This is a genomic window from Microcoleus sp. AT3-A2, assembly GCF_036705685.1.
GTDB lineage: Bacteria > Cyanobacteriota > Cyanobacteriia > Cyanobacteriales > Microcoleaceae > Microcoleus.
The window spans coordinates 37,177-63,300 of the sequence record NZ_JAUBVF010000010.1 but is presented as its reverse complement, the minus strand read 5'-3'; the positions used below and the strand labels follow the sequence as shown (position 1 = coordinate 63,300).

Here is a 26,124-nt window from a genome sequence, read left to right as displayed (position 1 = left end):
TTTCATACTTTTTATTGCGTAACCACATAATAATAACCTAAAGATTGAATACCCTAACTCTTCCTGAAGGCAGAAATAGGTCGGCAATTAAAAGAAACCCGGTGTCTGCGATAACTTGGATTTGGTCGCTAGGCCTTGGCCAATAGGACTAAGCCAAAAAAATGGTTTGACGTGCTACTTATAGGGGTAAGGTGCGCCCGCCCGTACACCCTACATAATTAAGTGCTGTACAAGTTCTCAAACCTAAAAATATCATAATTTTTCCGGTCTTCAGCTTCCACTGCCTTTGGCCTTCTAATCACTCCTTAATAGCTAAAAGAACAAATGACTTTCCGGCTGAATATTAATCTCCATCGGCACAGCTTGCGGGTCAGCCGAAAGAGCAAACATAATCGCATTAGCGGCAGTTTCGGTACTCAGCATTTTTGACCTGTCTACCTTCAAACTCACATTATCCCAAAACGGAGAATCCACCCCGCCAAAATAGAATAGCGTAAACTTAATGCCGTAGCGTCGCAGCTCATCTGCCATGCACTTGCTGAAACCAACCACCCCAAACTTTGAAGCGCAATAAGCCGTTCCCATCGCCATCGAATGCTTGCCCAAAATCCCGATGACATTGCAAATGTGGCCGGCTTTGCGTTCTTTCATCACATTGGCAGCGGCTTGAGAGGTGTAAAAACTGCCTTTTAAGTTCAAGTCTAGCATTGCATCTAAATCAGCGGGTTCTAACTTGTTCCACTGCTTGAGAATTCCGGCACCGGCGGCGTTTACGAGGGCATCAATTTGTCCGAAATGTTCCACAGCTTTGTGCATCAGCGTTTCGACTTGGGGCAAATCGGTGATATCCGTGGGCACGCACAGTACCTCTGTTGCCGAAAGTTCGCTAGCTAAAGCGTCTAACTTAATGCTGTCTCTGGCGGCGAGCACTAGCCTCGCACCCGCATCAGCGAGTTTGCGGGCCACCGCTGAACCGATGCCGCCACTCGCACCCACCACAACCACAACTTTGTCGTGCATATCCCTTTACATTTCTTTACGTCCCGATTGTATCATAAAACTTCATTAAGATTGTAAGCATCAATAAACAATGGTAGTATCCGATAGTCAAGAAAGTCCAATCCAAAATTGTTGCGCTAGTTAAAAAATGGAGAGTCTGGATGCAACTAGCAGAGAGGCACATCATTAAATCTACGGAACACCGTTTCGCCCAGATTGATGAATTAGCTTTTAAATCCAAGAATCTCTACAATGCCGCTAACTACGTCATCCGTCAGAGTTTTGTCTATGGATGGGGTTACATTAATTACAACGAGATGAACCCTTTAATGAAGTCTCATCAAGCCTACAAGGTTTTGCCAGCCAAGGTAAGTCAACAAATCTTGATGATATTGGACAAGAACTGGAAATCGTTTTTTGAAGCTGTCAAAGCTTACAAAGTTGATTCCTCTAAATTTACTGGTCGCCCGAAACTACCGAAGTACAAAGATAAAGTCGAGGGTCGAAATATTCTTGTCTATACGATTCAGGCGATTAGTAGCAAGCAGTTGAACAAAGGAATTATCAAGCTTTCGGGTACACAAATCTCAATAAAAACCCAAATAAAATAAGATAAAATTTGCCAAGTTAGGCTGGTTCCCAAATGTGATTCCTATGTAATTGAGGTAATTTATAATGAACCGGAGTCCACCGTCGAACAGATTCAAACAGAAGCAGTAGCTAGTATCGATTAGGGACTAAATAATTTAGTGGCGTTAACTTCTAATCAGTCGAGTTTTACCCCTCTCCTGATTAACGGGCGACCATTGAAATCGCTCAATCAGTTCTACAACAAGCGTAAGGCAAAACTACAATCTCAATTGAAAGGAAGTAGCAAGAAATCATCCCGTATTCAACGCCTAACTCGTTGTCGCAATCAAAAAGTAGATAATTACTTGCACTCCTCCAGCAGGCTTATAATTAATCTTCTCGTCGCACGAAAGATGGGGAAGCTAATAATTGGAAAAAACCTACAATGGAAGAGCGAGATTAGCTTAGGGAAGCAAACCAATCAGAACTTCGTAAGTGTTCCTCATTCCCGATTAATTGAAATGTTGGAATACAAAGCTGAATTGGTTGGGATACGGGTGATTGTGCAAGAAGAATCCTATACTTCTAAATCGAACTTTCTAGCTTTAGACCCAATCCCTGTTTATGGGAAGACTGGCGCTAATGATGTCGCATTTAGTGGCAAGCGAATTAAGAGAGGATTGTACAAAACATCGGTCGGTCAATTAATCAATGCGGATGTTAACGGATCTTACAATATTTTGAGAAAAGCAATCCCAAATGCGTTTAGCAATGGGATAGGGAGCTGCGTAGTTCAGCCAAGGCGGGTCAATCCGCTCGAAGTGAAAGTGAAAGGGGAGGGATTCAACGCCTCCCATGTCATGCAATAAATGACTATACTTTTACCAACTATGATAACTCAAGTTGCTAGTAATGGGGATGCTTATATATTTGAAATTTTAATTAATTGAGGGAAACTTGCCAGCCTTTTTCGGCTTTTTTTAGCTGGAGAGAAGCGCAGGATTGCAAAAATTTAGTAAATTTCCTACCGAGATTAAAATCTTTAATTATTTGGGTAATTTGTTTGCCGTATTGTCGGTGAAATTCGCTGCCTACATTGGAGAGAAATACAGAATTTTCAGGAGAGTTGTCTGTTAAGTCGCCAACGATTTTGACCAGAGCTCTTTCCAAGTCTTCCAGAGAATTAATATCTGTCAAAGTCGCAGGTGCTGCCTGGTGATTATTCAGATTTTCTTGGTTAAGTATTGGCGGTGGGGGCGATAATCTCACCTCAAAAAGAGTGACATAAGTTTGAGAAGTTTCTGAGGGCTTGTGGAGGGCAAAATCGGTGGGATATTTGAGAAAGATATCCCTGGTTTTAGTGCCGAGCAAATGATGGGCAACAACTTGATTGAGGACTAAACCGTAATTCTCTTTAAATAAAGCTGAAATTGTAGAAAGTTTGATCCACTGAGTTGAGGTGCGTTTTTGCTCTTTTTTGATTAATTCTTTTAGCTGAATAACTAATTGTTCTAGGGGTGTAATTTCCGGTGTGGTTACGAGGGAATGGGTTTCCACTTGTCCGGTTTTGCTGTTTAAAACTATGATTTTATCTATTTGTTTGCGGACTTGAAATACGGTTAGTCCGTGGGCTTGCAGTGTATTGCTGAGGTGAGTGAGGGCGCGATCGGACGAACAGACAAAAATCTCTTTGGCTGTGGGATAATGTACGAAAATCGATGCGCCGACTGTAGCCATTTTTAAGTCGGCGCTGTCTTTGCCGGGGGGGACGTGAATTAGTTGATAGCCGCGCTGGTGAAATTCGGCATCTTTTTTGCCCATGCTGCGCCAGTTGGCAAAGGCAACTTTGATTTGGATGGGATAGTGGCAAATTCCCTCTAGGAATTTTTCGGTTTCGATGGTGAGTTGCAAGTTTTCGACATCTAGCAGCAAGATAGCAATGCCGACAGGAAGCGGAGCTGGTTGATTGGCTGTTGGAGTTGGAGGTTCTGACGAAACTGAGTTTTCTGATTTAGCTGGTGCTGTTTGAGATTGGGCTAGCTGCTGAATTTGGGCACATAATTTGCTGAATTGAGGTGAATTAACGAATTCTGGAATCAGCAGAATTTGTAGGTATTTTTTTGCAGTCAGCAGCAGGGAATCTGTATCGCTGGCTACGCTGAAACTTTTTGTCAATTTTCCAATCAAAACTGACTGAAAATCAGGTTTGGCCCAGGGGGTTTTCCTATATTTTTCAGTTATCCATTCGGGATGCTTTTCCTGAATGGTAATTAGCGTTTGAGCGATATAGCGACTGATGGCGCTGAATGCCAGAGATTCTTGAGTCGCCAGCAAGGGAGTTCGATCGGGCATGGCCCTCTACAATGCGGAATGCTGTTTCAATTTATCACAATTCTAGTTTTTCGCCGGGAGTCGGACGATCGCCCGCCAAATTAAACCCGCGACAATTAATGCCAATCCTGTCAGCCAAATTTGCCTCTCCACCCAGAAAGCCAGAAACAGACAATTTCCCAAACCCACCCAAGCCAACCACTGCGGATAAAGCCTTTCGGCGGGGGAAAGTTGCAGCGCGGCGAGGTTGGTGATAGCGTAGTAAATCAAAACGCTAAAAGCGCTAAATGACCAAGTGGTTTTGACATCGCCGACGAGGATTAAAAGTGCGATCGTAACTTCCACAACCACCACAGCCACATAGGGAGTTGTCCCCGAAGGATTCAGCCGCGCCAAGACTCTCGGCATATCCAAGCGCCGCCCCATCGCCAGCCAGATGCGCGACAGCCCTAAAATCAAGTTCAGCAAGACTCCCAACATAGCGGTAATTGCGCCGACGGCTAGCAGTTGAGAAACTCCCGGAATTCGGAAACTCCGGGCGATGACTTCCAAGGGTGCAGCCGTGCCCCCTGTTTGTAAAGACAATTTATCGGCTCCCCCCGCGCCCGCGACAACTACTGCTACCCCGACGTAAAGCAGCATTGTCAGCACCAAAGTGAAAATTATGGCTTTGGGAATGGTTTCCCTCGGTTCTCGCACTTCCTCGCTCATTGTGGTGATGCGGGCGTAACCGCTATAAGCGACAAACATCAGGGCGGTGGCCTGGAAGATGGAGCCGATCGAGCTATTATTCTGTACGGTGGCCATTTCCCACCTTACCTCTGGCAAACCGACAGCAACAAACACCGCTAAGGATAAAAGTGTAACTGAGACTATGGCAGTATTGGCAATATTCGATCGCCTAATTCCCGTCAATACAATTAAAGTAACGGTGGCGAGGGCGACTAAAGCTGTTAGGATCAAGTAAGTGCGATCGGCTACACCAACTGCATTTAAAAAATACCCCGCAAAACCTAAAGCAGCAGTAGCCGCAGAAGCCGTTTTCGCCAACAAAAACATCCAGCCTGCAGTGAAACCCAGCCAAGGATTGAGATATTTGTAGCCATATTCATAAGTACCGCCGCTAACAGGATGATTTGCCGCTAATTGAGCGCTGTTAAGGCCATTGCAAACAGCAACAAAAGCTGCAATACCTACAGCAAAAATCACTCCCTGCCCCGCAACTTCCGTCGCAATGCCGATACTCACAAATACTCCGGTACCGAGGATTGATCCCAGGCCCATGAGAGTTGCGCCGAAAATACCCAACTCTCGCTTCAGAAGTGGTGAAGACATAAATATAGCAGGCAAGATGCCTGCACAAAAATATTTGTCTGTTGTGGAACAGGCATCTTGCCTGTTCTGAAGATATAACTATAGCAGGCAAGATGCCTGCACAAAAATATTTGTCTGTTGTGGAACAGGCATCTTGCCTGTTCTGAAAGAGGTTCAAGATTTGACAACTCTCCGCCCTAGAAGGGCAGAGATTCTTGTATCATTCAGTCCACTTAATAAGTACAGCTTCCTGTACTTACCAGAGATGGTTCTGTCCTCAAGCTTTCGACTCATTGCAGAGTCTTGTTCCCGTGTGCCTCACGGTACAATTCAAAACCCAAAATACTGGTTTCTAGGCGTACTTGTTGCTCGAAGTTTTTACCCGCGCAAGCTTTTCTGCGCCCAAGCCCATAACTTCAGTTTTCAAGGTGCGTTGCCTTCCGGCGACTGGGTTTTTAATGTGGTTGAATACCCTAGCCACATTACAATATTATCACGACCAAGAATAAAAAGTCGTCCTAGAAGGAGGGGGCTTTAGACCCAATTTTTTGGTAAGTATTAACCGAAACGGCCTTGAATGTAATCTCTCGTACTGGAATTGCCCGCAGAAGTAAAAATCTTACTTGTCGGCCCAAATTCAACCAGCCGGCCGATGCGACTTTCATCAGTATTAAAAAATGCCGTGTAATCAGAAACACGAGCCGCCTGCTGCATATTGTGCGTTACAATCACAACAGTTAACTGCTGCCGCAGAGTCTGAAATAACTCCTCAATCTTCATCGTGGAAATCGGATCAAGAGCCGAACAAGGTTCATCCATCAGCAAAATTTTCGGCTTCACAGCCAAAGCGCGAGCGATACAAAGTCGCTGCTGCTGTCCCCCCGAAATCCCCTGGGCCGATTTCTTCAAATCGTCTTTGACTTCATTCCAAAGCGCCGCACTTTTGAGTGCAGATTCCACAATTTCATCTAATTCTGCTTTGCTTTTGCGACCAAAAATCCTCACCCCGTAAGCAATATTATCGTAGATGCTCAGCGGAAAAGGATTTGGTCTTTGAAACACCATCCCAATTTGGCGGCGCAAACTATTAATGTTTACTTTCGGGCTGTAAATATCCTGTCCAAAAAACTCTACTCTTCCTTTAATTTGAACCTTTCCCTCCAATTCACCAATCCGGTTGAGAGCTTTGAGAAAGGTAGATTTGCCGCAACCTGAAGGGCCAATAATAGCCGTAATTTGCGGATGAGGAATATTCATCGATAAATTTTCTAAGACTTTGTGACTTCCGTAATAAAAACTTAAGTCCTGAACCCGCAGTGCTGGCATTGCATTGGGGTCAATTTCCGGGGTTGCATCGTCTAGGAATTGATGTGTATAGTCTTCGGATTTTAAGTTAGCTTTAGGTTTCATTATTGGTCTGGTTATATTGTTAATATTTGACTTAGAGATGCACTTTAGCTATTGATTTATCGGTTTTGCACGCGTTTCCGAGTTACTATACGGGATGCGACGCTAGCAATTAAAACCATGCCCAAAAGCACAGAGGCAGCAGTCCAAGCTAATTCGTTCTGCTCCTTGTAAGGAGAGCTGGCGTAGCTATATATTAATACCGACATAGAAGGAGTCGGAGTCAGCAGTGTTTCGGGAATTTCTTTGAGTTTTGAGATAGTTTCTACACCTATAGGAGACTGCATTATCTCGCCCAACTTATCAACTAAAGGAGGCCAAAATTGACTCGACAACGCCGTTACAATCAGCGGTGCAGTTTCCCCGGCGGCCCGGGAAGCAGCGAGTAAAATACCTGTGGTAATAGTTGGAAGTGCTGAGGGTATGATAATGCGAAACATAGTTTGAAAGCGTCCGCCTCCCAAACCAGCAGAAGCGAGGCGGTAAGAAGTAGGCACTAATTTTAATGCTTGTTCTGTTGTCAGAGCAACAACTGGAAGCATGATGATACCGAGGGCAAAACCGCCTGCTAAGGATGAAAATGCTTTGGTGGTAACGACGATTAGGGCGTAGGAAAAGACGCCAACTACGATCGAGGGAACGCTGCTGAGAATGACGGTGATAAAGCGAATGCTATTGGCGATAGCTTTGTTTTCTCTACCAAACTCAGACACAAAAATTCCCGTCATTACGCCTATGGGGACGCTTATTACTGTAGCAATTCCTACCATTAAAGCAGTGCCGATAATCGCATTGGCAAAGCCGTTAGGCTGGTCTTCAACTCCTACGGGTGCTGGTAGAGACACTAGCACTTCCCAGCTCAAATGTGTGAGTCCTTCCCCCAGAATATTGTATAAAATAGCAAACAAAGGGAGCAAAGCCAGAACTGTCAGAGCGAAAGCGATAACTGTCATTCCCCGGCTGAAAAAAGTTCGGCTTAGGGACAGGGGGTTGTTGATTTCTGCATCCAGAATACTGTTTGAATTTTGTGCTTGAGTCATGCGATTTTAGATTTTAGATTGAACCATGGGATAAATCCGGCGGCGCGGCTTGTGACCAAATTGCTTGCGATGATGCTAATTTTTAGCTCCCTTGGCCCCAATTAGCTGAACTAACAATACTGCGATCGCATTTACAAACAAAGTAATCACAAATAAAATTAAGGCTAAATACATCAAAGCGCCGATGTGCAGCGGTTCGAGAGCTTCTCTAAATTGACTCGCCAAAACAGCAGGAATTGAGTAGCTGGGAGCGAGCACGGATGGGTTAATTTGAATCGAGTTGCCAATCACCATTGTGACGGCCATTGTTTCGCCTAAAGCGCGTCCCAATGCCAAGATTGTAGCGCCGATAATTCCTGAACTAGCTGCTGGTAATAACAGCTTAAATATTGTTTCCCAGCGAGTGGCACCGAGAGACATCGAAGCACTTCGCAAATCGACTGGAACTGACAGCAAGACATCGCGGCTGATTGCGGCTACTGTGGGCAGAATCATAATCGATAAAAGTATCCCAGCGGGCAGCATTCCGGGGCCTAAAGGTTCGCTGCTGAACAAGGGAAACCAACTGAAATTATCAAACAATGACTGCTGCAATGGCAACAAAAAGGGAATCAAAACAAAGATTCCCCAAAGGCCAACTATTACGCTGGGAATAGCCGAGATTAATTCAACCATGAATCCCAAGGGCGATCGCACCCAAAGGGGTAAGAAGTTCTCGCTAGTAACTATAGCTACTGACAGCCCTAAAGGAAGTGCGATGATTATGCCGATCGCAGAACTAATTACAGTACCGTAAATAAACGGCAAAGCCCCAAACTGCAACTCGCCGATATCCCACTTGCGATTCCACAAGAATGAGAGTCCAAATTGGCTAATAGCAGGCCAAGCATCTTTAAAAATTACCGCACTCATCCAGAACAGCGTACCCGCTGTCACTAGGGCAAAACCCCATACCAACAGTGTAAATCCTGACTCCATCCATAGACCTTCACCAGCAGTATCTGTCAAATCTACTTCTGTGTTTATTTCTGTCTGTTTCCGAGTCAATCTCTTCGGTTTTTTTGAAATATTCGTCATACCGGAATTAGTGCGTAAAAAGTGAAATATTTGCTTAAAAGAAGAGCAATTCTAATGCACTGGCTGCGCGCTACGCACCTGGTATGTAAGGTACGCATTGCGTACCTTACACAGTAAATTTAGCGCACATTAACCTGATAGTTTATGAATTTTGAGTTATCGATTTAACTCGTCAACTCCTAACCCCGCGCGATCGCCGGAATTAACCTCTGGCAACCACAGTCTGATTAACTGTTTGAACCACCTTTTGAGCTGTAGCTGAAGGAATGCTAGTAAACTCTAACTGTTTGTTGATACCTTGACCTGTAGTCATCACCCAATTAACCATCTTTTTAATAGCCTCTGCTTTCGCAGCAGGATACTGTTTGTAGATTAACAGCCAAGTCAAACCAACAATCGGATAACCGTCGTTAGGATTGCCTTCTACTAAGCGGAAGTCGGCGGGGAATGTTTCCCCTGCTAAAGCTTTCTCTGCTTCAGCCAAGCTAGGATCTACAAACCGGCCAGCTTTATTTTGAATAAATGCTGTTTGGAGATTGTTTTGCCGAGCATAAGTATCTTGAACGTAGCCGATCGCACCCGCTGTATTCTTCACCAAAGCAGCTACGCCGGGGTTTCCTTGACCCCTGACAGGGCTTCCTGGCCAACTCGGCTGAGCGGCAGCTTTGATGCTGCTACCAGTTGCCTGCAAGTGATTAGCAAAAATAAAGGTTGTACCGCTGCTATCTGCGCGTACAGCTACTCGAATGGGAGTATTTGGCAAGTTTTTAGCTTGTCCAGAAATTCCGGCTATTTTAGGATCATTCCAGCGAGTAATCTTGCCTTCAAAGATGCCGTTCATGGCATCCTTATTTAGCCTCAGATTGGTCACTCCGGGCAAGTTGTAAACAACTGCAACAGCACCGCCAGCAGTGGGAATTGCCATGACGCCGCGCTTTACTTCGGCTATTTGCGCCGCCGTCATCAGCGCGTCGCTGCCTGCGAAATCAACATTGCCTCCAATGAATGCTTTGATGCCAGCACCGCTGCCAGTTCCTTCGTAGTTTACAGTAATTTGATTTGCACTTCTCATCTGAGAGAAGTAGCGATCGTAAAGAGGTTTGGGGAAAGTTGCTCCCGTACCGTTTAGTGTGACGGCTGCTACAGCGGAACTAATCAAAGTCAGCGAAAATGCTGCTGCTGCTAGTGTCACTATAAAACTACGTCGCCAACGTCCTGTGAAAAAATTCATATTCCTCCTCTCCCTTAATAGCCGACTTTGCAAATCTCCTCCATAGGATAGACTGAAACATCCAAAGAAAAGGATCTAAAAGAATAAGCTTGTTTTAAATTTTGGTTAATTTTAGATTAAATAATAAAAGAATAAGCTTGTTTTAAATTTTGGTTAACTTTAGATTAAATTTTCATACCGAAGACTCGGAAACCGGATTTCTTAAATAAGTCAGGGATCTGCCTGTGCGATCGCCACTTGATGATCCTTACCCTTTTTCTGAACTTTAAATTTTTGGCATGACTGCAAAAAATCGTGAAAATTGCTACCCAAATGCAGCGATTGCAGCTTTTTAGTAATTGGTTGACCGTATTGCTTGTGAAATTCGGTGGCTACCTGGTTAATGCCAATGTAATTGCCTGGAGATTTAGCAGTTAATGCCAGTACAATATTTGCTATAGATGCTTCCAGGGCGGCTGAGGACTCTGTTTTTGAGGCTGCTGCTGCTTTTGGAGCGATCGCCACTTGATGTTCGTTACCGAGCAATTCCATTTTGAAAACAGACGGACGCGATTTAAAAAAATTAATTAAACTAGAATCAGGCAAAAAATTTTTCACAAGTAAATCGGCATGACACTGATATTTAGTATAAAATTGTTTCTTGATTTTTGTTACAGGAATAGCATTCTGTTTTAACTCAACTATCGCTTTCGCAATCATTGCTACAAGTATCTTTTCTAAAGCATCCAGCGAATTAATCCCAATTGAATTTACTGACTTGGTTTCGGGAACTTTTTGGGATTCAATATCTAGATCCACGACAAGAGGAGTGACACACTCTTTAGTCCCAGAAGAAATTTTGTCTTCTGCTGACTCCAACAGTGTTGCTGCATGGGAAGTTGTAGAATTGAACGCAACATTACGGCGCTCTTGAAAAAGCTCAGCCACACTAGAAAAACGAGCGATTCGCTCATCAATAGATTGGTGTTCAGCCTTCAACAACTCTGCAACTTGATTAGCCAATTCTTCAAAACTAGGGATTTCCTCTTCCCTTTCGCAAGAATAGTGCTTGCTCTCACCATTCTGACAGTTTTCTACAGACAAAACAGAATTTTGCCGACGCACCCGAAACACAGTCAATCCCTGATTTTGCAACTGATTGCAAAGATGATTTAACAAACCATCCGAAGAACAGACAAAAACTTGTCTGACATCCCGATATCGATATAAAATAGCCGCGCCAAAAGCAATCATCTTACCATCAGCACTATTAGCACCACCCGGAACGTGAATTAGTTCGTAACCGCGATCGTAAAGTTCAGCATCCAACTTGCCGATACTTGGGTTTTTCCAGTTAGCAAAAGCAATTTTAACTTGCAGGGGATAGTCGCACAAACCGGCTAAAAATTGTTCTGTATTAACCTTAAGTTTGAGATTTTCGGCATCTAACAGCAAAATCGCAATCCCGCCGGACTCTGTGGTGGTTGCAGGGGCGATTCCTTGCGGGATAGTTTCGTTTAACCGTGTTTCGGTGCATTTGCCATTTAAAGAGTGCGGGCCGGGCGGCTCAAAAAAATGTTTGCGGCAAGCTTTGCAAAGATACCGCTGGTGCCCGTTGGGACGGCCGTTTTTACGAACTTGGTCAGATTCGCATCGAGGACATTTCATTAACCCATTATGCAACCTACTCCCGAACCGAACAAGGCATTACCTATCTTCTTCTTCCTCTTCCTTTGCGCCCTTGGCGTCTTCGCGGTTCGTTAAATACGTATCTTTTAAGCGGTTCAGGAGTAACTTGTGGCAGTCGATCGGCTCATAATAACAAAAGAACGTTAACAATTCTTAAAAAAAATGGCTAGAGACTTGCGGGGATTCCTAAAACTGCTCGAAGAACGGGGACAACTGCGCCGGATTAGCGCTTTAGTCGATTCCGACCTCGAAATTGCCGAAATTTCCAACCAAATGCTGCAAAAAGGCGGCCCTGGACTGCTGTTTGAAAACGTCAAAGGGGCCGAATTCCCCGTCGCAATCAACCTGTTGGGTACGGAAGAGCGCGTTTGCTGGGCGATGAACATGGAAAAGCCGATCGAACTAGAAGAGCTCGGCAAAAAACTGGGAATGCTGCAACAGCCAAAACCGCCGAAAAAGATTTCCCAAGCGATAGAATTCGGCAAAGTGCTGTTCGACGTAGTGAAAGCAAAACCCGGCCGCGACTTTTTCCCAGCTTGTCAGCAAGTGGTACTTGAGGGAGAAGGGCTGGATTTGAACAAAATCCCGATGATTCGCCCTTATCCGGGAGATGCGGGCAAAATTATCACCCTGGGTTTGGTAATTACCAAAGATTGCGAAACGGGCACGCCGAATGTGGGGGTTTATCGGTTGCAGTTGCAGTCAAAAAACACGATGACTGTACACTGGTTATCGGTGCGGGGCGGGGCGCGGCACTTGCGGAAAGCGGCGCAGGCTGGTAAAAAGTTGGAAGTTGCGATCGCCCTGGGAGTTGACCCGCTGATTATTCTCGCCGCAGCAACGCCAATTCCTGTAGATTTATCGGAATGGTTATTTGCCGGACTTTACGGCGGTTCCGGCGTCCAATTGGCGAAGTGCAAAACGGTAGATTTGGAAGTACCGGCGGACTCGGAAATCGTGTTAGAAGGAACGATTACGCCGGGGGAAGTTCTGCCCGACGGGCCCTTCGGCGATCACATGGGTTATTACGGCGGCGTGGAAGATTCGCCGTTGGTGCGGTTCCACTGCATGACGCACCGCAAAGACCCGATTTATCTGACCACATTTAGCGGGCGGCCGCCGAAAGAAGAAGCAATGATGGCGATCGCGCTTAACCGTATTTATACCCCTATTTTGCGGCAGCAAGTATCGGAAATTGTCGATTTCTTCTTACCGATGGAAGCGCTAAGTTATAAAGCGGCAATTATCTCGATCGATAAAGCATATCCCGGTCAAGCGCGCAGGGCTGCTTTAGCATTTTGGAGTGCATTACCGCAGTTTACTTACACTAAGTTTGTGATTGTTGTCGATAAAAGTATCAACATTCGCGACCCGCGTCAAGTAGTTTGGGCAATTAGTTCTAAAGTCGATCCAGTTCGGGATGTATTTATTCTGCCGAATACGCCTTTTGATACGTTAGATTTTGCCAGTGAAAAGATTGGTTTGGGAGGCAGAATGGGGATTGATGCTACTACGAAGATGCCGCCGGAAACCGATCACGAATGGGGTGAAGTTTTGGAGTCCGATCCTGATGTGGCGGCGATGGTAGAAAGGCGTTGGGCTGAGTATGGTTTGGCTGATTTGAATTTGGGAGAAGTCGATCCGAATTTGTTTGGATATGAGATGAAGTAGGGAAGTGCAACAAGGTTGTCTCCTGGCTTTTTTGAGTAAAATACGATTCCTCAATTACTGACAATACAGTATAAACACAACAATGTTGTGTCCTGGTTTTTTTGAGTAAAATACTAGAAACACAACATTGTTATTTCCTTAGACAATAAACTCTCTTTGAATCTTCGCGAGCATTATTTCTTCTTTATTGTTCCAAAATCTCAACTAAATCTTTGATCGCAATCTCAAAAGCACGAGCCATCTTGTCCAAAGCCGTGTAGTCAACAGTTGCCATACCTGGAGAACTGGCATAGGTGGCGATCGTAGTGTATGGAATACCCGTTCTGTTGGAGACTTCCCTGAGAGTCCAACCCTTCTCTTGAGCAAATTCTCGAACTCGCAGCCTAATTCGTCCCATATTCCCAACGATAAATCAGCCTACTCTTCCAAAATCTCAACTAAATCTTCGATCGCAATATCGAAAGCACGAGCCATTTTGTTCAAAGCCGTATAATCTACAGTTGCCAGCTTGGGAGAATGGGCATAACTTCTAACGGTACTGTAAGGAATGCCCGATCGCTCAGAAACTTCTTTCAAAGTCCAACCTTTCTCTTGGGCTAGTTCTCGAACTCGCAACCGAATTAACCCCATTTTCCCGCTGAAAAATCAGTTTACCGTTCCAAAACCTCAACCAAATCTTCGATCATCAAATCGAAGACAGCAGCAAGTTTCTGCAAAGCCGTGTAGTCTACCGTTGCCAGTTTAGGAGCTTGGGCGTATTTTTTAACCGTGCTGTAGGGAATTCCCGTTCTGTCAGACACTTCTTTGAGCGTCCAACCCTTCTCCTCAGCGAGTTCTCGAACTCGCAATCGAATTAATCCCATTTATGCTTGACAGCAGCTATGCTCATATCTTTTAATAAAGATAGTTAACAGCGATCGCCCCCTGACCTGAGAAATCTAGAGCGATCGCCTTTCATTCACCACCCACAAAAGTGGGAAGGATTTTCCTATGATACCAAAACAACCGACTTATCGCGATCGACTTCAACCTTGGTGCATAATTCGCCACCTCCCCAACTGTCAGCGGTTAACAGTCACCCGTTTCGCCCGTCGCCCCGATGCCGAATCTTACCTAAATGCGCTGCGCCGCTTAATGCCCGCAGTCCCGCATACAATTGTTTTCGTGAATGCGCTGTCTGTCTTAAATGAAAACAGCGTTCCAATTCCGATGCAATTGTCGATCGAAGTTTAAGCGTTGAAAAGTGTGAACAACAGGTAAGATGCCGGTTCCACAAACATTAAAATATGTTGTGGGGTGGGCATCTTGCCCGCCCAAGAAACAGGCAAGATGCCTCTTCCACAAATATTCAACTAAACTAGAAATAGATTTGAGTCAAGGAGTCACATCAATGCCATCTCCCTTCCCCGGTATGGACCCGTATTTAGAGCATCCCGAACTCTGGCCTGCCCTACACCACTGGCTAATTATTGAAATTGCCAGATCATTATCTCCGCAATTACGTCCTAAGTATTTAGTGTCTGTAGAAGTGAGAATGTATGAAACCGCTGACGACAATTTATCAATTGGCATTCCTGATGTAAACGTAATTCAGCCAAGAACTACAACCGAATTAATCACATCAAACGTAGCCGTTGCAGCGCCACCAACACAACCCTTGACAGTAAACATTCCCATGCCCTACCAGGTTCGGGAAGGCTATTTAGAAATTAGAGAAAGAGGAAACCAAGAACTAATCACCCTGATTGAAATCCTCTCGCCTAGCAATAAGCGCACAGGAAAAGGACGACAAATGTACGAAGAAAAGCGAGAAGAAATTTTATCCAGTCGCACTCATTTAATTGAAATAGATTTATTGCGGCGCGGTCAAAAAATGCCAGTTATTGGCAATGACATTGAAAGCCACTATAGCGTTTTGGTGTGTCGGGGAAATCGCCGTCCCAGAGCAGATTTGTACGCTTTTAACGTGCAGAACCCGCTGCCTGCCTTTCCTCTGCCGCTGCGATCGGGGGACACCGAACCTATAATCAATTTGCAGGAATTATTCACTCAAATTTACGACATAGCAAGTTATGACCTGAAGATAGATTACCGCAACTGGGAAGTGATACCAGCGCTGTCAGAGGCCGATACAATTTGGGCAGATGCTTGGTTGCGCGATCGGGGATTGCGAGATTAATTTGGTATCAAGCTGGCACGCTGCTACCTGATGTTGAAGCTCTTCACCTTCCCATGCTTCATGGGTACTCACTCACACGATCAATCCTCATCAGATTGTGAGAAGAGAACCCGTAAATCTCGATAACCGCTGACGACTCGCAAAACTTCAATACCTTCCTCAATAGCACGATAGAAAATTAGGTAATCATCGATCGGGAAACTTCGCACCTTGGGAGCCAGTTCATCCCGCTTCTGTCCCATACTGGGAAAGCTTGCCAACCTCTTGCACCGATCGTTAATTCTATTGAGCAACCGTTCCGCAGCATCAAAGCTGCTGTTATCAGCCACATAGTCAATGATCGCTTCGATATCTGGACTCGCGGGAACTGTGAACTTGCAAACATGGATCATTGACCTACCTGAGCTTGCTGCTGTCGTAGTTTGTCCCGCAACCTTTGAAACATCACGTCAGCATCGATGACATCTCCTCGATCCGCCGCAGCAATTCCGATCTGCACTTCTTGCTGGAGTTCCTTAAACCGCCCTTTATAGATATGCTCCCACTCATCCGAATCCAAAAACTCGATGAACGCTAACACCTCTTGTTGCTTTTCAGGTGGCAAGACCCGCACCTTATCGATGATGGCTTCTTCAACGGTCATTTTTTTGCTCCTAGCGACTCTTTGACTTCTACCGCTATTTTACGTCCGCTACTTAACAGCTAAACATCTTGACTTTGCATCAACCGCTGCTTCAAACGCGCCGGATCTCCGCGATCGACAACTTGGCCCTTTTCCAACAAAAAAGCCCCATCACAATAATTCAACTCATCCAAACGGTGAGTCACCCACAAAGCCGTAATCCCGCGATTTTTCACCAACCGCTGCACCGCCGCCACCAAATCCAACTGAGAATCAGGATCTAACAAAGCCGTCGGTTCATCCAACAGCAAAATTTCGCAGTGACGGGCGATCGCCCCAGCCAGGGCAATTCGCTGCTTCTGGCCCCCACTCAAAGCATAAATCGGCCGCCGCTGCAAATCCAGCAAATTCACAGCCTCCAAAGCCTCCGCCACCCTCTCCCGCACCTGAACGTTAGAAAGCTTTTCCTCCACCAAACCAAAAGCCACATCCGCACCCACCGTCGGCATAACCAATTGGTGGTCGGGGTTTTGGAACACAAAACCCACTCGCCCGCCCAGGTCAATTTCCCCCGACTGGGGGTGCAGCAGCCCAGCCATCAGCCTCAGCAGCGTAGATTTGCCACTGCCGTTAGTGCCCAAAAGCATCCAAAACTCGCCCTTGGGTACATCCAGAGAGCAACCTTGCAACACTCGATCGCCCGACGGCCAGCAAAAACCCAAATCCCGCACAGCAACCGCTGACTGGCTCATATCGGCACCAACACCCCCAGCCCTCATTCTGCTGTCATCGAGACAAAGCCAGGGGATCTGCCTGTAGATGACGCCCCCGATTTCTGAGAAACCACCACCCCAGAAATCTCGCTGCTGAGTACAGCCACCTTTTTCTCAGGATTTTTCTCGCAGGTGAGTTCCAAAATTTGCGGTTGGGAGTTGCGAATCGCCGCCAGTACCTGCTGGTAAACAGTCTCAGCGTCCTCCTCCAACTTCCGCTGCACCGACAGCGAGACGGGCGTATTTTTCACAATGATGTCAATGCTGAACATATAGTCTTAAAAACCTAAGTTTGGAGCTCTATCCTCAGTATATATATAGGACTTACCCACGGAAACCCAGTTTCTTAGAAAAATAAGAGGTTGAGGCCGATATATCTACCAAGCCACCGGGCTTCTGACGCAAAGCGCAAACTCTCCTATATATTAGAAGCTCCCCAATGCAGGGCAAGGGCTTCGGGGACTTCGGGGGCTTCGGACAAGTCAAGATCCGGAAGTTTTTTAAGAAAAACTTGCTCTTGTAAAGAATTACCTCTATAATCGTCAATACGGTAAAGAAAAGTAAACTCTGTTCATAATCCAACTTGTTTTCTGCTAAGCAGAGGCAACGGTTGGAGACTAATGACTAGAGAAAGATCCGCTGTAATTATATCCATTTGGAGATTTGCGTAATGACAATCGCAGTCGGACGCGCCCAGACCGAAAGAGGCATATTTGATGTACTCGACGACTGGCTCAAACGCGATCGCTTCGTCTTCGTAGGCTGGTCTGGCATCCTGCTATTCCCCTGCGCCTACCTAGCCATCGGTGGCTGGTTAACAGGCACCACCTTCGTCACATCCTGGTACACCCACGGTTTGGCAAGCTCCTACCTCGAAGGAGCCAACTTCCTCACCGTAGCAGTCTCCACCCCAGCCAACAGCCTCGGACACTCCCTGCTGTTCCTGTGGGGCCCCGAAGCACAGTGGGACTTCACCCGCTGGTTCCAACTCGGCGGTTTGTGGACATTCGTAGCCCTCCACGGCGCCTTCGCACTGATCGGCTTTTGCCTGCGTCAGATTGAAATCGCCCGTTTGGTAGGCATCCGTCCCTACAACGCCCTAGCATTCACCGGCCCCATCGCCGTGTTTGTGTCGGTGTTCCTGCTTTACCCCTTGGGTCAATCAGGCTGGTTCTTCGCCCCCAGTTTCGGCGTCGCAGCAATTTTCCGCTTCCTGTTATTCCTGCAAGGCTTCCACAACTGGACGCTCAACCCGTTCCACATGATGGGCGTTGCAGGCATCTTGGGCGGTGCGCTGTTGTGCGCCATCCACGGTGCAACCGTAGAAAACACCTTGTTTGAAGACGGCGAAGGCTCAAACACCTTCCGCGCCTTCAACCCAACTCAGTCTGAAGAAACCTACTCGATGGTTACAGCCAACCGTTTTTGGTCGCAAATCTTCGGAATTGCCTTCTCCAACAAACGCTGGTTGCACTTCTTCATGCTGTTCGTACCTGTCACAGGCTTGTGGATGAGCTCCATTGGCATCGTCGGTTTAGCATTAAACCTGCGCGCCTATGACTTCGTATCACAAGAATTACGCGCTGCTGAAGATCCTGAGTTTGAAACGTTCTACACTAAGAACATTCTGCTTAACGAAGGCATTCGTGCTTGGATGGCTCCGACAGACCAACCCCACGAAAACTTCATCTTCCCTGAAGAAGTTCTGCCTCGCGGTAACGCTCTGTAATTAGCGCGAAACATCAAAATTTCCAACATTTTAAAAGGGTAAGATAAAGCAGTTTAGGCTTTACCCTTAATGCTTAAAAAGCTCCCGCCACCAGGCAGGAGCTTTTTGTTTCCAGGAGTTGAGCGAATTAGCGCCCTAAAAAAAGTTGATTTTGTACAAAAACCAACTCTGCCTGTAGCTAGAAAAACTTGTGTCTTTATATCTCGTGAACTCTCCTATCTGGCAAGAAATCGATCTGCCTTTCCCAGCCGCCAGAGTTGCAATGAACCTGATAGCCACACAGCGCGGATTTTGGAGAACATATCCGCAAATGGCTGAAACTTCGATCGCCCGATTGCTGTAGAGATCGATCAAAGACCTTGCAGCAGCAGTAATTTGCCCTCATCTTACAAAAATCTCAATTTGCATCCCCCACTTCTAATTCCTTGTGTTATTCTAATAATTGTGAATACTAGAATGATACTCAGAACGCAAGTTCTTCTGGTAACGCTGGCAATGGCTAGCGCACAAATCATCACCTTAAATCTTGTATTTAGGTGATGTGCGTTCCAATATTAAGCCATTTAGCTAAATCTGGAGGTGATGCCCATGATAGAAAGTAGTAAACGCATGGGTCATCAGATTGGAAACTACCGGCTGTGCGCCGGGGCCGCTCACTAGCAGTCAGCCGTCGTCTCCAACGGGAAACGACTTCCACGGGGAACCAGGCTGAGCTAGGGATTCTCCCGGCAGTCAGGTTCTAATCTGAAGACCCGCTAGACCGCTCTCACCTCAAATAGTGTTAAATCTTGAGTATTAAAACTTGAGACTAAACGCTATTGGTGAGAGCGGATAGTTTTTGGTCAGGGTTTCTACACGTTGGCAGTTAATCTGCCATTCCTAATCCCAAAGAAAAAAAATTATGGCTGAGCTAATTAACAATACTGAAATTCAAGAGCGCGCCAGTCAATTGTCAGGCTGGACGGTTGAAGGTAAACAACTGCGGTGTACCCGTTTATTTAAAGATTTTATCGAAGCGATCACCTTTGTCAATAAGTTGGTAGCCCCCTCAGAAGCCGCAGCACATCACCCCGATATAGAAATTTCCTACAACAAAGTTACACTTAACTTGACAACTCACGATGCCGGAGGGTTAACTGAGAAAGACTTTGCGCTAGCCCAAGAAATTTCTACGCTAGATTAAAAGAGTGCCCGCTGGCCCAACAAGAGTCCCCGCTAGAGAAAAGCTCGCAAATAAAAAATCGACTTGGGATTAGAATCGGGTGCTAAAAAGTCGAGAGGCCAAACGTTCAATGTATAAAAGGCTATTCCCCATCATCCGACCATGATCGTATTTGAAAAGCCAGAGTTCAAGAACGAGTCTGCTGCCGAAAAAACCGATCTGATAGAAAAGCTTTTAGATATTGGCGCGGCTCTGTCGAGCGCCCAAGATTTGGGCGACTTGTTAAACTTAATTTTATCCAAAAGTAGGGAAATTACATACAGCGATGCTGGCAGCGTTTACTTAGTAGATCACAGCGACGAAAAATCTAAGCTGCTGTTCAAGGTAGCCCAAAACGCTTCTAAACCGAGACTGTCGTTTAAAGAGTTTGCCCTGCCACTGACAGACAAAAGCTTGGCGGGATACGTGGCAATTACAGGTCAAAGTTTGAACCTGTCTGATGCCTACGACTTACCCGTCGGCGTACCCTATCGGCTAGATACCAGTTTTGACAGGGATATTGATTACCGCACTTGCTCGGTAATGGTACTGCCGATGCAAAACCGACAGGGAGAGACAATAGGTGTACTGCAACTGATCAACCGGAAAACAAAGGCAGATACGGTGCTGACAGCAGACAATGCCTGGGAATCGACGCAGCAGTATTCGGAGTGGGAAGAAAGGATAGTTCGATCGCTCGCTTCTCAAGCAGCAATCTCGATCGAGCGCAATCAACTCCAAGACAGCATAGAAAATTTGTTCGAGGGCTTCGTCAAAGCCTCGGTGCAAGTCATAGAAGCCAGAGACCCCTGTACCTACGGCCATTCAGAACGAGTAGCAGCCCTCACAGTACGCCTGTCAGAAGAAGTAAACACTGTCACCAGCGGACGGCTGCGCTCTATTTACTTTAACAACCGCCAAATTCAAGAACTTCGCTACGCCGCCCTGCTGCACGATTTTGGCAAAATAGGAGTGCCCGAAGCAGTTTTGACCAAACAGAAAAAGCTTTACCCCGCACAGCTAGAAATCATTCGCCACCGCTTTGGCTTAGCTCTGCGGACGATGGAAATGGAATGCGTCCAGTCTAAGTATAAATACTTGCTGGAGCATTCTGCCTACCGAAAACACCCGAGCCAGGAGCCAGAGTGCGCTCACTGCCAGGACATCGAACAGCTAGACACTAAGCTAGCAGAAGCGAAAACCAGATTAGCAGAATACTGGGAAGTGCTGCTAGAGGCAAACGAGCCTCACATTTTGGCAGCAGAACCCCTAGCTCAACTGCAAGAGATTGCTCGACAAACTTATAGAGATATAGATGGGGCAAGGAAACCCCTGCTGAACTCAGACGAGATCGTGCAATTGATGGTGTCGAGGGGCAACCTGACGCCGGAAGAACGATCGGAAATAGAATCTCATGTAATTCACACTTACGAGTTTCTCAAACAAATTCCTTGGACAAAGGATTTAAAAAATGTTCCAGACATTGCCTACGGACATCACGAAAAACTCGACGGTACAGGCTATCCGCGAGGTTTAAACAAGTCAGAAATTCCAATTCAAGCGCAATTGATGACGATCGCCGATATCTACGACGCCCTGACAGCAGGCGATCGCCCCTACAAGCGAGCTCTGCGGACAGAGGCAGCGATGAAAATTTTGCGACAAGAAGCAGCTCACAATAAAATAAACGCTGATTTGTTAGAACTGTTCGATCATCGCCAAGTCTTTAGCGTCCTCGGACACAACTTGGATGTTAAAGTCGAATCAGCCTAGACGAGTCGGTCGTGCTGTGCTAAAAAGTAAATAAGGCGATCAGGTGCTATCTAGTGTCAGCCGTCAAATCAATCCCCAACCCAGTCCTGGTATGGTTTTGACGCAGTTGAGTAGAGGTTAAAAAACAGGCTCTATGCAGCCGTCAGTCACATCTATATACTCGGTCAGCCCGAAAGAATCAAAAGAAAAAGTGAATTTTAGGTCTCTTTTTAGAGTATGCTAGTTGAGCAACAACTGACCACATAGAAGACTAGAAAAGTTTCTCTGTAATCGGTGTGAGGATGAGAGTGAATATGTCGAAATTTTTGTGGAGTTACCTATTAATCAGCCCAGCAGTCTTAGGAGCTACCCTAGTAGTTTCTTCGAGCGCGATGGCAGCAGACGCTCAGCAGGCTGCTGATGCGCTCCAGCCAGCGGCAGCCAAAGCTGAAACCGCTGAAACCTCAGAAGCGAAACTAAATGCTTTAGCTGCTGTTTCCGAAACAACTGCCGCCAAAGCTGAAACCGCTGAAACCTCAGAAGCGAAACTAAATGCTTTAGCTGCTGTTTCCGAAACAACTGCCGCCTCCGAGCCAGTAGAAGAAATTTCCCAAGTCGCTGGCAGCGAAACTCCGGCAGCGATGGCAGATTTGGCCACGGCTGCAACTGAAAGTGCGATCGTCGGAGCCAACACAGCCCCTGCTGAGGCAGTGCCCCAAGCGGCATCACAACCTACAAGTGAATCTTTAGCTGCAGTTGAGCCAACAGTTGCTCAACCAGTAGAAAATTCGGCCCCTGCAGCGCAACTAGAAATTCCAGCCCCGGCAGCTACCGCTCTCCCAGAGCAAATCGGTGCAGTTCAATTAGAAACTCCAGCCCCGGCAGTGGCAGAGTCGATCGAACAAAGTTTGCCACAACCGGCTGAATCTTTAGCTCAAACTGCCACACCACAAGAGCAAAACCCAGCCGCCACATTAGAACAGCTCAACGAGTACAGCAGCGAAGGTGCTGCCGGCGGCGAAACTCAAGGTCAAGTCACCTCTGTTTCCCAACTTTCCGACGTGCGGCCTACAGACTGGGCCTTCCAAGCATTGCAATCCCTAGTCGAGCGCTACGGCTGTATTGCTGGTTATCCTGACGGCACCTTCCGTGGCAACCGGGCAATGACTCGCTACGAATTTGCAGCCGGTTTAAATGCTTGCTTAGACAAGGTGAGCGAGCTAATTAGAGGCGGCACGGGCAACTTCGCTACGAGAGATGACTTGGCAGCCCTCCAACGGCTCCAAGAAGAATTTGCAGCGGAACTGGCAACCCTGCGCGGTCGCGTCGATGCTCTGGAAGCTCGGACATCCGAACTCGAAGCCAACCAATTCTCCACCACTACCAAGCTGACTGGGGAAGCTATTTTCGCTCTCAGCGACGACTTTAGTAGCGACATTAGCGTTTTTGGCAGAGACGGCGAAAGAATCGGCAGCAACAATAACGAAACTGTCTTCCAACAACGGGTGCGTCTCAATTTAAATACGAGCTTCACCGGCAGAGACTTGCTGCTGACCAGGCTTCAAGTCGGCAACGGTCAAAGATTCAACCTTGGGGCTACCAGCGAAGGCACTCAAACTTGGAACGTAGTCGGCAGAACCGACAACGTTGTTGCCCTCGACACCTTGCTATACAAGTTCCCCGTCGGTCAGCGACTGAACGTTAGCCTGATAGCCAACGCTGGCGTTTGGGACGACATTATGCCGACTGTCAACCCTTATTTTGAAGACTTTGACGGTGGTAACGGATCACTGAGCGCCTTTGGACAGCGCAACCCAATCTACCGCTTGGGCGGTGGTGCAGGTATCGGCTTTGACTATGCCTTCGGCGGCAGGGGCTTACTGGGCGGCGTGTTCGGCCCAACTTCTCTGTCATTTGGTTATTTGGCGTCAAATGCAGCCAGTCCGGTTAAGGGTGCTGGCTTGTTGAACGGCGACTACGCGGCGATGGGTCAGTTGACTTTTACTCCTGGACGCAACTTGCAAGTTGCTTTCAACTATAACCACGGTTACTTTAATCGAGGTAACTTTGGCTTTGACAACGGTTTGGGAAATGGAATCGACAACCTCGGCGGTTTCACAGGTACCGGCGTGGCTAATTCTCTCAACGGTTTGAGCGAAGGCTTTGATGGCTTCAATGCTCGCAAAGTTGTCACCAACTCCTACGGGGCTCAGGCTTCGTTGCGACTGAGCCCGAGATTTATCCTTGGCGGCTGGGCTGGTTTAACCAATGCCCGCATTCTCGGCATCGGCGATGCGAGAATCTGGAACTACGCTGTTACCTTGGCTTTGCCCGATTTAGGGAAAGAAGGCAACTTGCTAGGGCTCGTGGTAGGTCGTGAGCCTTACTTGGATAAACTTGAAGCTGCAAGCAGTTTGCGGAGCTTCCGCAACGATGATTCGTATCACGTTGAAGGGTTCTACAAGTTTCAGCTCTCGGACAACATTTCTGTTACTCCGGGCGTGATTTGGGTGACAAATCCTAATCAAGATGACCGTAATGATGACATCATCATTGGTACTCTGAGAACTACTTTCACTTTCTAAGAGCGGGTTAGAGGAGGCAGGGAGGTTATACCCTCTCTGCTGGCCACTCTAAAGGCCAAGTTTAGCCCTGCCGAGCGCAGGGCTTTTTTGTTTGCGGGACGAAGGGGGCGTCAAGAATATATTAAAAATTAAAAATTATCAGTCATAAAGGCAGACAACCAATTTCTTGAGATCAGGCTGTGGTGGAAGGGGAGGGAGTCGAAACGAGAAACTGGGTTGGTTGGGTTCAGATTGCCGATCGTTCCAAGGATGAAGTGATGAAAGTCGATTAAGTTCAGTGGAAAACCGGGGTATAATAAAAGGTAAAGTTAGGAGTTAGAATTGGGAACTCAACATTGAGGAGAATTTTAACATCTGACTTCGGAGTTGATAATTCTGGTATTGGAAGCAATTATGGTAGAACTCTCCTGTAAAAGCGAATACGCAATCTTAGCTTTGCTGGAGCTTGCCGATTGCTACGATGAAGGCGAGCCTCTGCAAATTCGCCAGATAGCGGCTCAGCAAAATATTCCCGATCGATATTTAGAGCAGTTGCTGGCTACGATGAGACGCTGCGGGCTGATTCGCAGCCAGCGAGGAGCTAAGGGAGGTTATATCTTGGCGAGGGAACCCTGGAAAATTACACTCCTAGAAATTATCAACTGTCTCGAAGGCTCAGAGTTCGATCGCTCTGAAAAAGACTCGCCTGCTCAAACTGTAGAAAGTGCGGTGATTTGGGAAGTTTGGCAAGAAGCTCGATCGATTGCCAACTCAGTTTTGCAAAAATATACGCTACAGGATCTGTGCGAAAAGCGCAATGGCAGACGGCAGCTCGATATCATGTATTACATCTAGTTAAAATATTGCCAACTAGGAATTAACATTTACTTTCAACCACAAACTGACAAAGATTATGCGTATTGCTGGCGACATTACAGAATTGGTAGGGCGGACGCCTCTGGTGCAACTCAACCGCATTCCCCAAGCCGAAGGCTGCTTGGCTCGGATTGTGGTAAAACTTGAAGGCATGAATCCGGCAGCATCGGTGAAAGACCGCATCGGTGTCAGTATGATCAATCAAGCCGAGGCAGAAGGGCTGATTACTCCAGGCAAAACGGTTTTAGTTGAACCGACTTCTGGCAATACCGGAATTGCTCTGGCAATGGTGGCGGCGGCTAAGGGCTACCAGTTGATTTTGACCATGCCGGATACGATGAGCACGGAACGCCGATCGATGCTGCGAGCTTACGGGGCCCAACTAGAACTGACTCCCGGAATTGAGGGCATGAGTGGCTGCATCCGCCGCGCTCAAGAGATTGTGGACAAAACTCCCAATGCGTATATGTTGCAGCAGTTTCGGAATCCAGCGAACCCCCAGGTTCACCGTTCGACAACGGCTGAGGAAATTTGGGAAGATACAGACGGCGAAGTGGATTTCCTGATTTCGGGAGTCGGCACCGGCGGTACGATTACGGGTGTGGCAGAGGTGATTAAGTCGCGGAAACCAGAGTTTAAGGCGATCGCCGTTGAGCCCGCCAATAGTCAGGTACTGTCGGGCGGAAAGCCTGGGCCTCACAAAATTCAAGGTATCGGTGCTGGTTTTGTGCCGCCGGTGCTGAATGTCGATTCGATCGACGAAATTATAGTTGTTACGGATGACGAGTCGATCGCCTACAGCCGCCGCTTGGCCAGAGAAGAAGGACTGTTGTCCGGTATTTCCAGTGGTGCGGCACTATGTGCGGCTGTGAAAGTCGGCAAGCGCCCCGAAAATGCAGGGAAATTGATTGTAATGATTCAGCCTAGCTTCGGCGAACGCTATCTGAGCACTCCCTTGTTCCAAGATCCAGAACTCAATATGGCGATGGCCCTCAACTAGGCTAGCCTCCGACCCAAGTAGCAGAAAATGAGAGCAGGGCGTACAGTGTACGCCCTGCTTGGCTTTTGAGTTTAAAGGATTGTGATAGGTTGTAGCTCCCTCGATGGCGAATGATGCCGA

The 26,124-nt window shown here is 46.8% G+C and carries 25 protein-coding genes and 2 pseudogenes; 11 read left to right on the top strand and 16 right to left on the bottom strand.

What is annotated here, in order from left to right; translation table 11 throughout:
• Nucleotides 1-312: 312 nt before the first annotated feature.
• Nucleotides 313-1,020, bottom strand: a complete 708-nt coding sequence (locus QUB37_RS08795) for an SDR family oxidoreductase (protein ID WP_333161009.1) — start codon at nucleotides 1,018-1,020, stop codon at nucleotides 313-315.
• Between the two features lie 140 nt (nucleotides 1,021-1,160).
• Between QUB37_RS08795 and QUB37_RS08790 the strand changes: the two are divergent.
• A pseudogene (locus tag QUB37_RS08790) lies at nucleotides 1,161-2,438 on the top strand (RNA-guided endonuclease InsQ/TnpB family protein).
• A gap of 73 nt (nucleotides 2,439-2,511) precedes the next feature.
• On the opposite strand, the gene QUB37_RS08785 reads toward QUB37_RS08790, so the two are convergent.
• The 8 genes and pseudogenes from QUB37_RS08785 to QUB37_RS08750 all read right to left on the bottom strand — a co-directional run.
• Entirely contained in the window at nucleotides 2,512-3,921 is a 1,410-nt protein-coding gene (locus QUB37_RS08785; protein ID WP_333161007.1) for an NYN domain-containing protein, read from the bottom strand.
• Between the two features lie 42 nt (nucleotides 3,922-3,963).
• On the bottom strand, nucleotides 3,964-5,235 hold the full coding sequence (locus QUB37_RS08780; RefSeq protein WP_333161004.1) for an APC family permease: 1,272 nt from the start codon (nucleotides 5,233-5,235) through the stop codon (nucleotides 3,964-3,966).
• Between the two features lie 537 nt (nucleotides 5,236-5,772).
• Nucleotides 5,773-6,624, bottom strand: a complete 852-nt coding sequence (gene pstB / locus QUB37_RS08775; RefSeq protein WP_333161002.1) for a phosphate ABC transporter ATP-binding protein PstB — start codon at nucleotides 6,622-6,624, stop codon at nucleotides 5,773-5,775.
• 56 nt (nucleotides 6,625-6,680) lie between these two features.
• Nucleotides 6,681-7,661 carry a phosphate ABC transporter permease PstA gene (pstA, locus tag QUB37_RS08770; RefSeq protein ID WP_333161000.1) on the bottom strand — a complete coding sequence of 327 codons (981 nt, stop codon included), beginning with the start codon at nucleotides 7,659-7,661 and terminating at the stop codon, nucleotides 6,681-6,683.
• A gap of 75 nt (nucleotides 7,662-7,736) precedes the next feature.
• Entirely contained in the window at nucleotides 7,737-8,738 is a 1,002-nt protein-coding gene (gene pstC / locus QUB37_RS08765) for a phosphate ABC transporter permease subunit PstC (protein WP_333160998.1), read from the bottom strand.
• A 202-nt stretch (nucleotides 8,739-8,940) separates the two neighbouring features.
• Nucleotides 8,941-9,969 carry a phosphate ABC transporter substrate-binding protein PstS gene (gene pstS / locus QUB37_RS08760; protein ID WP_333160995.1) on the bottom strand — a complete coding sequence of 343 codons (1,029 nt, stop codon included), beginning with the start codon at nucleotides 9,967-9,969 and terminating at the stop codon, nucleotides 8,941-8,943.
• A 210-nt stretch (nucleotides 9,970-10,179) separates the two neighbouring features.
• Nucleotides 10,180-11,445, bottom strand: coding sequence for an NYN domain-containing protein (locus QUB37_RS08755; RefSeq protein WP_445300011.1), 1,266 nt, complete (start codon nucleotides 11,443-11,445; stop codon nucleotides 10,180-10,182).
• 60 nt (nucleotides 11,446-11,505) lie between these two features.
• Nucleotides 11,506-11,610: pseudogene (locus QUB37_RS08750) on the bottom strand (IS1/IS1595 family N-terminal zinc-binding domain-containing protein); the annotation flags it as partial.
• 189 nt (nucleotides 11,611-11,799) lie between these two features.
• Here QUB37_RS08750 and QUB37_RS08745 point away from each other — a divergent pair.
• Entirely contained in the window at nucleotides 11,800-13,308 is a 1,509-nt protein-coding gene (locus QUB37_RS08745; RefSeq protein ID WP_333160993.1) for a UbiD family decarboxylase, read from the top strand.
• A 184-nt stretch (nucleotides 13,309-13,492) separates the two neighbouring features.
• On the opposite strand, the gene QUB37_RS08740 is transcribed toward QUB37_RS08745, so the two are convergent.
• The 3 genes from QUB37_RS08740 to QUB37_RS08730 are packed head-to-tail and all read right to left on the bottom strand — an operon-like array spanning nucleotide 13,493 to nucleotide 14,171.
• Nucleotides 13,493-13,705, bottom strand: a complete 213-nt coding sequence (locus tag QUB37_RS08740) for a helix-turn-helix transcriptional regulator (protein WP_333160991.1) — start codon at nucleotides 13,703-13,705, stop codon at nucleotides 13,493-13,495.
• A gap of 20 nt (nucleotides 13,706-13,725) precedes the next feature.
• Entirely contained in the window at nucleotides 13,726-13,938 is a 213-nt protein-coding gene (locus QUB37_RS08735; RefSeq protein WP_333160989.1) for a helix-turn-helix transcriptional regulator, read from the bottom strand.
• Nucleotides 13,939-13,958: 20 nt separating this feature from the next.
• Nucleotides 13,959-14,171, bottom strand: a complete 213-nt coding sequence (locus QUB37_RS08730; RefSeq protein WP_333160987.1) for a helix-turn-helix transcriptional regulator — start codon at nucleotides 14,169-14,171, stop codon at nucleotides 13,959-13,961.
• Between the two features lie 127 nt (nucleotides 14,172-14,298).
• Here QUB37_RS08730 and QUB37_RS08725 point away from each other — a divergent pair, with 127 nt between their 5' ends.
• Both QUB37_RS08725 and QUB37_RS08720 read left to right on the top strand, forming a co-directional pair.
• Entirely contained in the window at nucleotides 14,299-14,541 is a 243-nt protein-coding gene (locus tag QUB37_RS08725) for a hypothetical protein (protein WP_333160985.1), read from the top strand.
• A gap of 157 nt (nucleotides 14,542-14,698) precedes the next feature.
• A complete protein-coding gene (locus QUB37_RS08720; protein ID WP_333161142.1) occupies nucleotides 14,699-15,487 on the top strand; it encodes a DUF4058 family protein in 789 nt (262 codons plus the stop codon).
• An 80-nt stretch (nucleotides 15,488-15,567) separates the two neighbouring features.
• Here QUB37_RS08720 and QUB37_RS08715 read toward each other — a convergent pair whose 3' ends face one another.
• The 4 genes from QUB37_RS08715 to QUB37_RS08700 are packed head-to-tail and all read right to left on the bottom strand — an operon-like array spanning nucleotide 15,568 to nucleotide 17,154.
• Nucleotides 15,568-15,879 (bottom strand): type II toxin-antitoxin system RelE/ParE family toxin, encoded by a 312-nt coding sequence (locus QUB37_RS08715; protein ID WP_333160983.1) that lies wholly within the window; start codon nucleotides 15,877-15,879, stop codon nucleotides 15,568-15,570.
• Nucleotides 15,876-16,130 (bottom strand): hypothetical protein, encoded by a 255-nt coding sequence (locus QUB37_RS08710; RefSeq protein WP_333160981.1) that lies wholly within the window; start codon nucleotides 16,128-16,130, stop codon nucleotides 15,876-15,878. Before QUB37_RS08710 ends, QUB37_RS08715 begins: the two co-directional genes overlap by 4 nt.
• 59 nt (nucleotides 16,131-16,189) lie before the next feature.
• The gene (locus tag QUB37_RS08705) at nucleotides 16,190-16,861 is read right to left on the bottom strand and encodes an energy-coupling factor ABC transporter ATP-binding protein (RefSeq protein WP_281363590.1); all 672 of its coding nucleotides are present in this window, start codon (nucleotides 16,859-16,861) and stop codon (nucleotides 16,190-16,192) included.
• Between the two features lie 23 nt (nucleotides 16,862-16,884).
• The gene (locus QUB37_RS08700; protein ID WP_190663726.1) at nucleotides 16,885-17,154 is read right to left on the bottom strand and encodes a hypothetical protein; all 270 of its coding nucleotides are present in this window, start codon (nucleotides 17,152-17,154) and stop codon (nucleotides 16,885-16,887) included.
• Nucleotides 17,155-17,552: 398 nt separating this feature from the next.
• Between QUB37_RS08700 and psbD the strand changes: the two genes are divergently transcribed.
• From psbD to cysK, 7 genes are all read left to right on the top strand, one after another.
• The gene (gene psbD / locus QUB37_RS08695; RefSeq protein WP_333055206.1) at nucleotides 17,553-18,611 is read left to right on the top strand and encodes a photosystem II D2 protein (photosystem q(a) protein); all 1,059 of its coding nucleotides are present in this window, start codon (nucleotides 17,553-17,555) and stop codon (nucleotides 18,609-18,611) included.
• Nucleotides 18,612-18,801: 190 nt separating this feature from the next.
• A complete protein-coding gene (locus QUB37_RS08690) occupies nucleotides 18,802-18,954 on the top strand; it encodes a hypothetical protein (protein WP_333160979.1) in 153 nt (50 codons plus the stop codon).
• 558 nt (nucleotides 18,955-19,512) lie between these two features.
• On the top strand, nucleotides 19,513-19,794 hold the full coding sequence (locus tag QUB37_RS08685) for a 4a-hydroxytetrahydrobiopterin dehydratase (RefSeq protein WP_333160977.1): 282 nt from the start codon (nucleotides 19,513-19,515) through the stop codon (nucleotides 19,792-19,794).
• Between the two features lie 141 nt (nucleotides 19,795-19,935).
• Nucleotides 19,936-21,585 (top strand): HD domain-containing phosphohydrolase, encoded by a 1,650-nt coding sequence (locus tag QUB37_RS08680; protein ID WP_333160975.1) that lies wholly within the window; start codon nucleotides 19,936-19,938, stop codon nucleotides 21,583-21,585.
• A gap of 293 nt (nucleotides 21,586-21,878) precedes the next feature.
• Nucleotides 21,879-24,149, top strand: coding sequence for an iron uptake porin (locus tag QUB37_RS08675; RefSeq protein WP_333160973.1), 2,271 nt, complete (start codon nucleotides 21,879-21,881; stop codon nucleotides 24,147-24,149).
• 393 nt (nucleotides 24,150-24,542) lie between these two features.
• Nucleotides 24,543-24,983 carry an RrF2 family transcriptional regulator gene (locus tag QUB37_RS08670; protein WP_015176708.1) on the top strand — a complete coding sequence of 147 codons (441 nt, stop codon included), beginning with the start codon at nucleotides 24,543-24,545 and terminating at the stop codon, nucleotides 24,981-24,983.
• A gap of 58 nt (nucleotides 24,984-25,041) precedes the next feature.
• Nucleotides 25,042-26,004, top strand: a complete 963-nt coding sequence (cysK, locus tag QUB37_RS08665; protein ID WP_333160970.1) for a cysteine synthase A — start codon at nucleotides 25,042-25,044, stop codon at nucleotides 26,002-26,004.
• Nucleotides 26,005-26,124 lie beyond the last annotated feature (120 nt).

Coding starts and splice junctions, on each gene's coding strand:
- QUB37_RS08795 (WP_333161009.1), bottom strand. CDS start 1,020: ATGCACGACAAAGTTGTGGTTGTGGTGGGTGCGAGTGGCGGCATCGGT.
- QUB37_RS08785 (WP_333161007.1), bottom strand. CDS start 3,921: ATGCCCGATCGAACTCCCTTGCTGGCGACTCAAGAATCTCTGGCATTC.
- QUB37_RS08780 (WP_333161004.1), bottom strand. CDS start 5,235: ATGTCTTCACCACTTCTGAAGCGAGAGTTGGGTATTTTCGGCGCAACT.
- pstB (WP_333161002.1), bottom strand. CDS start 6,624: ATGAAACCTAAAGCTAACTTAAAATCCGAAGACTATACACATCAATTC.
- pstA (WP_333161000.1), bottom strand. CDS start 7,661: ATGACTCAAGCACAAAATTCAAACAGTATTCTGGATGCAGAAATCAAC.
- pstC (WP_333160998.1), bottom strand. CDS start 8,738: ATGACGAATATTTCAAAAAAACCGAAGAGATTGACTCGGAAACAGACA.
- pstS (WP_333160995.1), bottom strand. CDS start 9,969: ATGAATTTTTTCACAGGACGTTGGCGACGTAGTTTTATAGTGACACTA.
- QUB37_RS08745 (WP_333160993.1), top strand. CDS start 11,800: ATGGCTAGAGACTTGCGGGGATTCCTAAAACTGCTCGAAGAACGGGGA.
- QUB37_RS08740 (WP_333160991.1), bottom strand. CDS start 13,705: ATGGGACGAATTAGGCTGCGAGTTCGAGAATTTGCTCAAGAGAAGGGT.
- QUB37_RS08735 (WP_333160989.1), bottom strand. CDS start 13,938: ATGGGGTTAATTCGGTTGCGAGTTCGAGAACTAGCCCAAGAGAAAGGT.
- QUB37_RS08730 (WP_333160987.1), bottom strand. CDS start 14,171: ATGGGATTAATTCGATTGCGAGTTCGAGAACTCGCTGAGGAGAAGGGT.
- QUB37_RS08725 (WP_333160985.1), top strand. CDS start 14,299: ATGATACCAAAACAACCGACTTATCGCGATCGACTTCAACCTTGGTGC.
- QUB37_RS08720 (WP_333161142.1), top strand. CDS start 14,699: ATGCCATCTCCCTTCCCCGGTATGGACCCGTATTTAGAGCATCCCGAA.
- QUB37_RS08715 (WP_333160983.1), bottom strand. CDS start 15,879: ATGATCCATGTTTGCAAGTTCACAGTTCCCGCGAGTCCAGATATCGAA.
- QUB37_RS08710 (WP_333160981.1), bottom strand. CDS start 16,130: ATGACCGTTGAAGAAGCCATCATCGATAAGGTGCGGGTCTTGCCACCT.
- QUB37_RS08705 (WP_281363590.1), bottom strand. CDS start 16,861: ATGAGCCAGTCAGCGGTTGCTGTGCGGGATTTGGGTTTTTGCTGGCCG.
- QUB37_RS08700 (WP_190663726.1), bottom strand. CDS start 17,154: ATGTTCAGCATTGACATCATTGTGAAAAATACGCCCGTCTCGCTGTCG.
- psbD (WP_333055206.1), top strand. CDS start 17,553: ATGACAATCGCAGTCGGACGCGCCCAGACCGAAAGAGGCATATTTGAT.
- QUB37_RS08685 (WP_333160977.1), top strand. CDS start 19,513: ATGGCTGAGCTAATTAACAATACTGAAATTCAAGAGCGCGCCAGTCAA.
- QUB37_RS08680 (WP_333160975.1), top strand. CDS start 19,936: ATGATCGTATTTGAAAAGCCAGAGTTCAAGAACGAGTCTGCTGCCGAA.
- QUB37_RS08675 (WP_333160973.1), top strand. CDS start 21,879: ATGTCGAAATTTTTGTGGAGTTACCTATTAATCAGCCCAGCAGTCTTA.
- QUB37_RS08670 (WP_015176708.1), top strand. CDS start 24,543: ATGGTAGAACTCTCCTGTAAAAGCGAATACGCAATCTTAGCTTTGCTG.
- cysK (WP_333160970.1), top strand. CDS start 25,042: ATGCGTATTGCTGGCGACATTACAGAATTGGTAGGGCGGACGCCTCTG.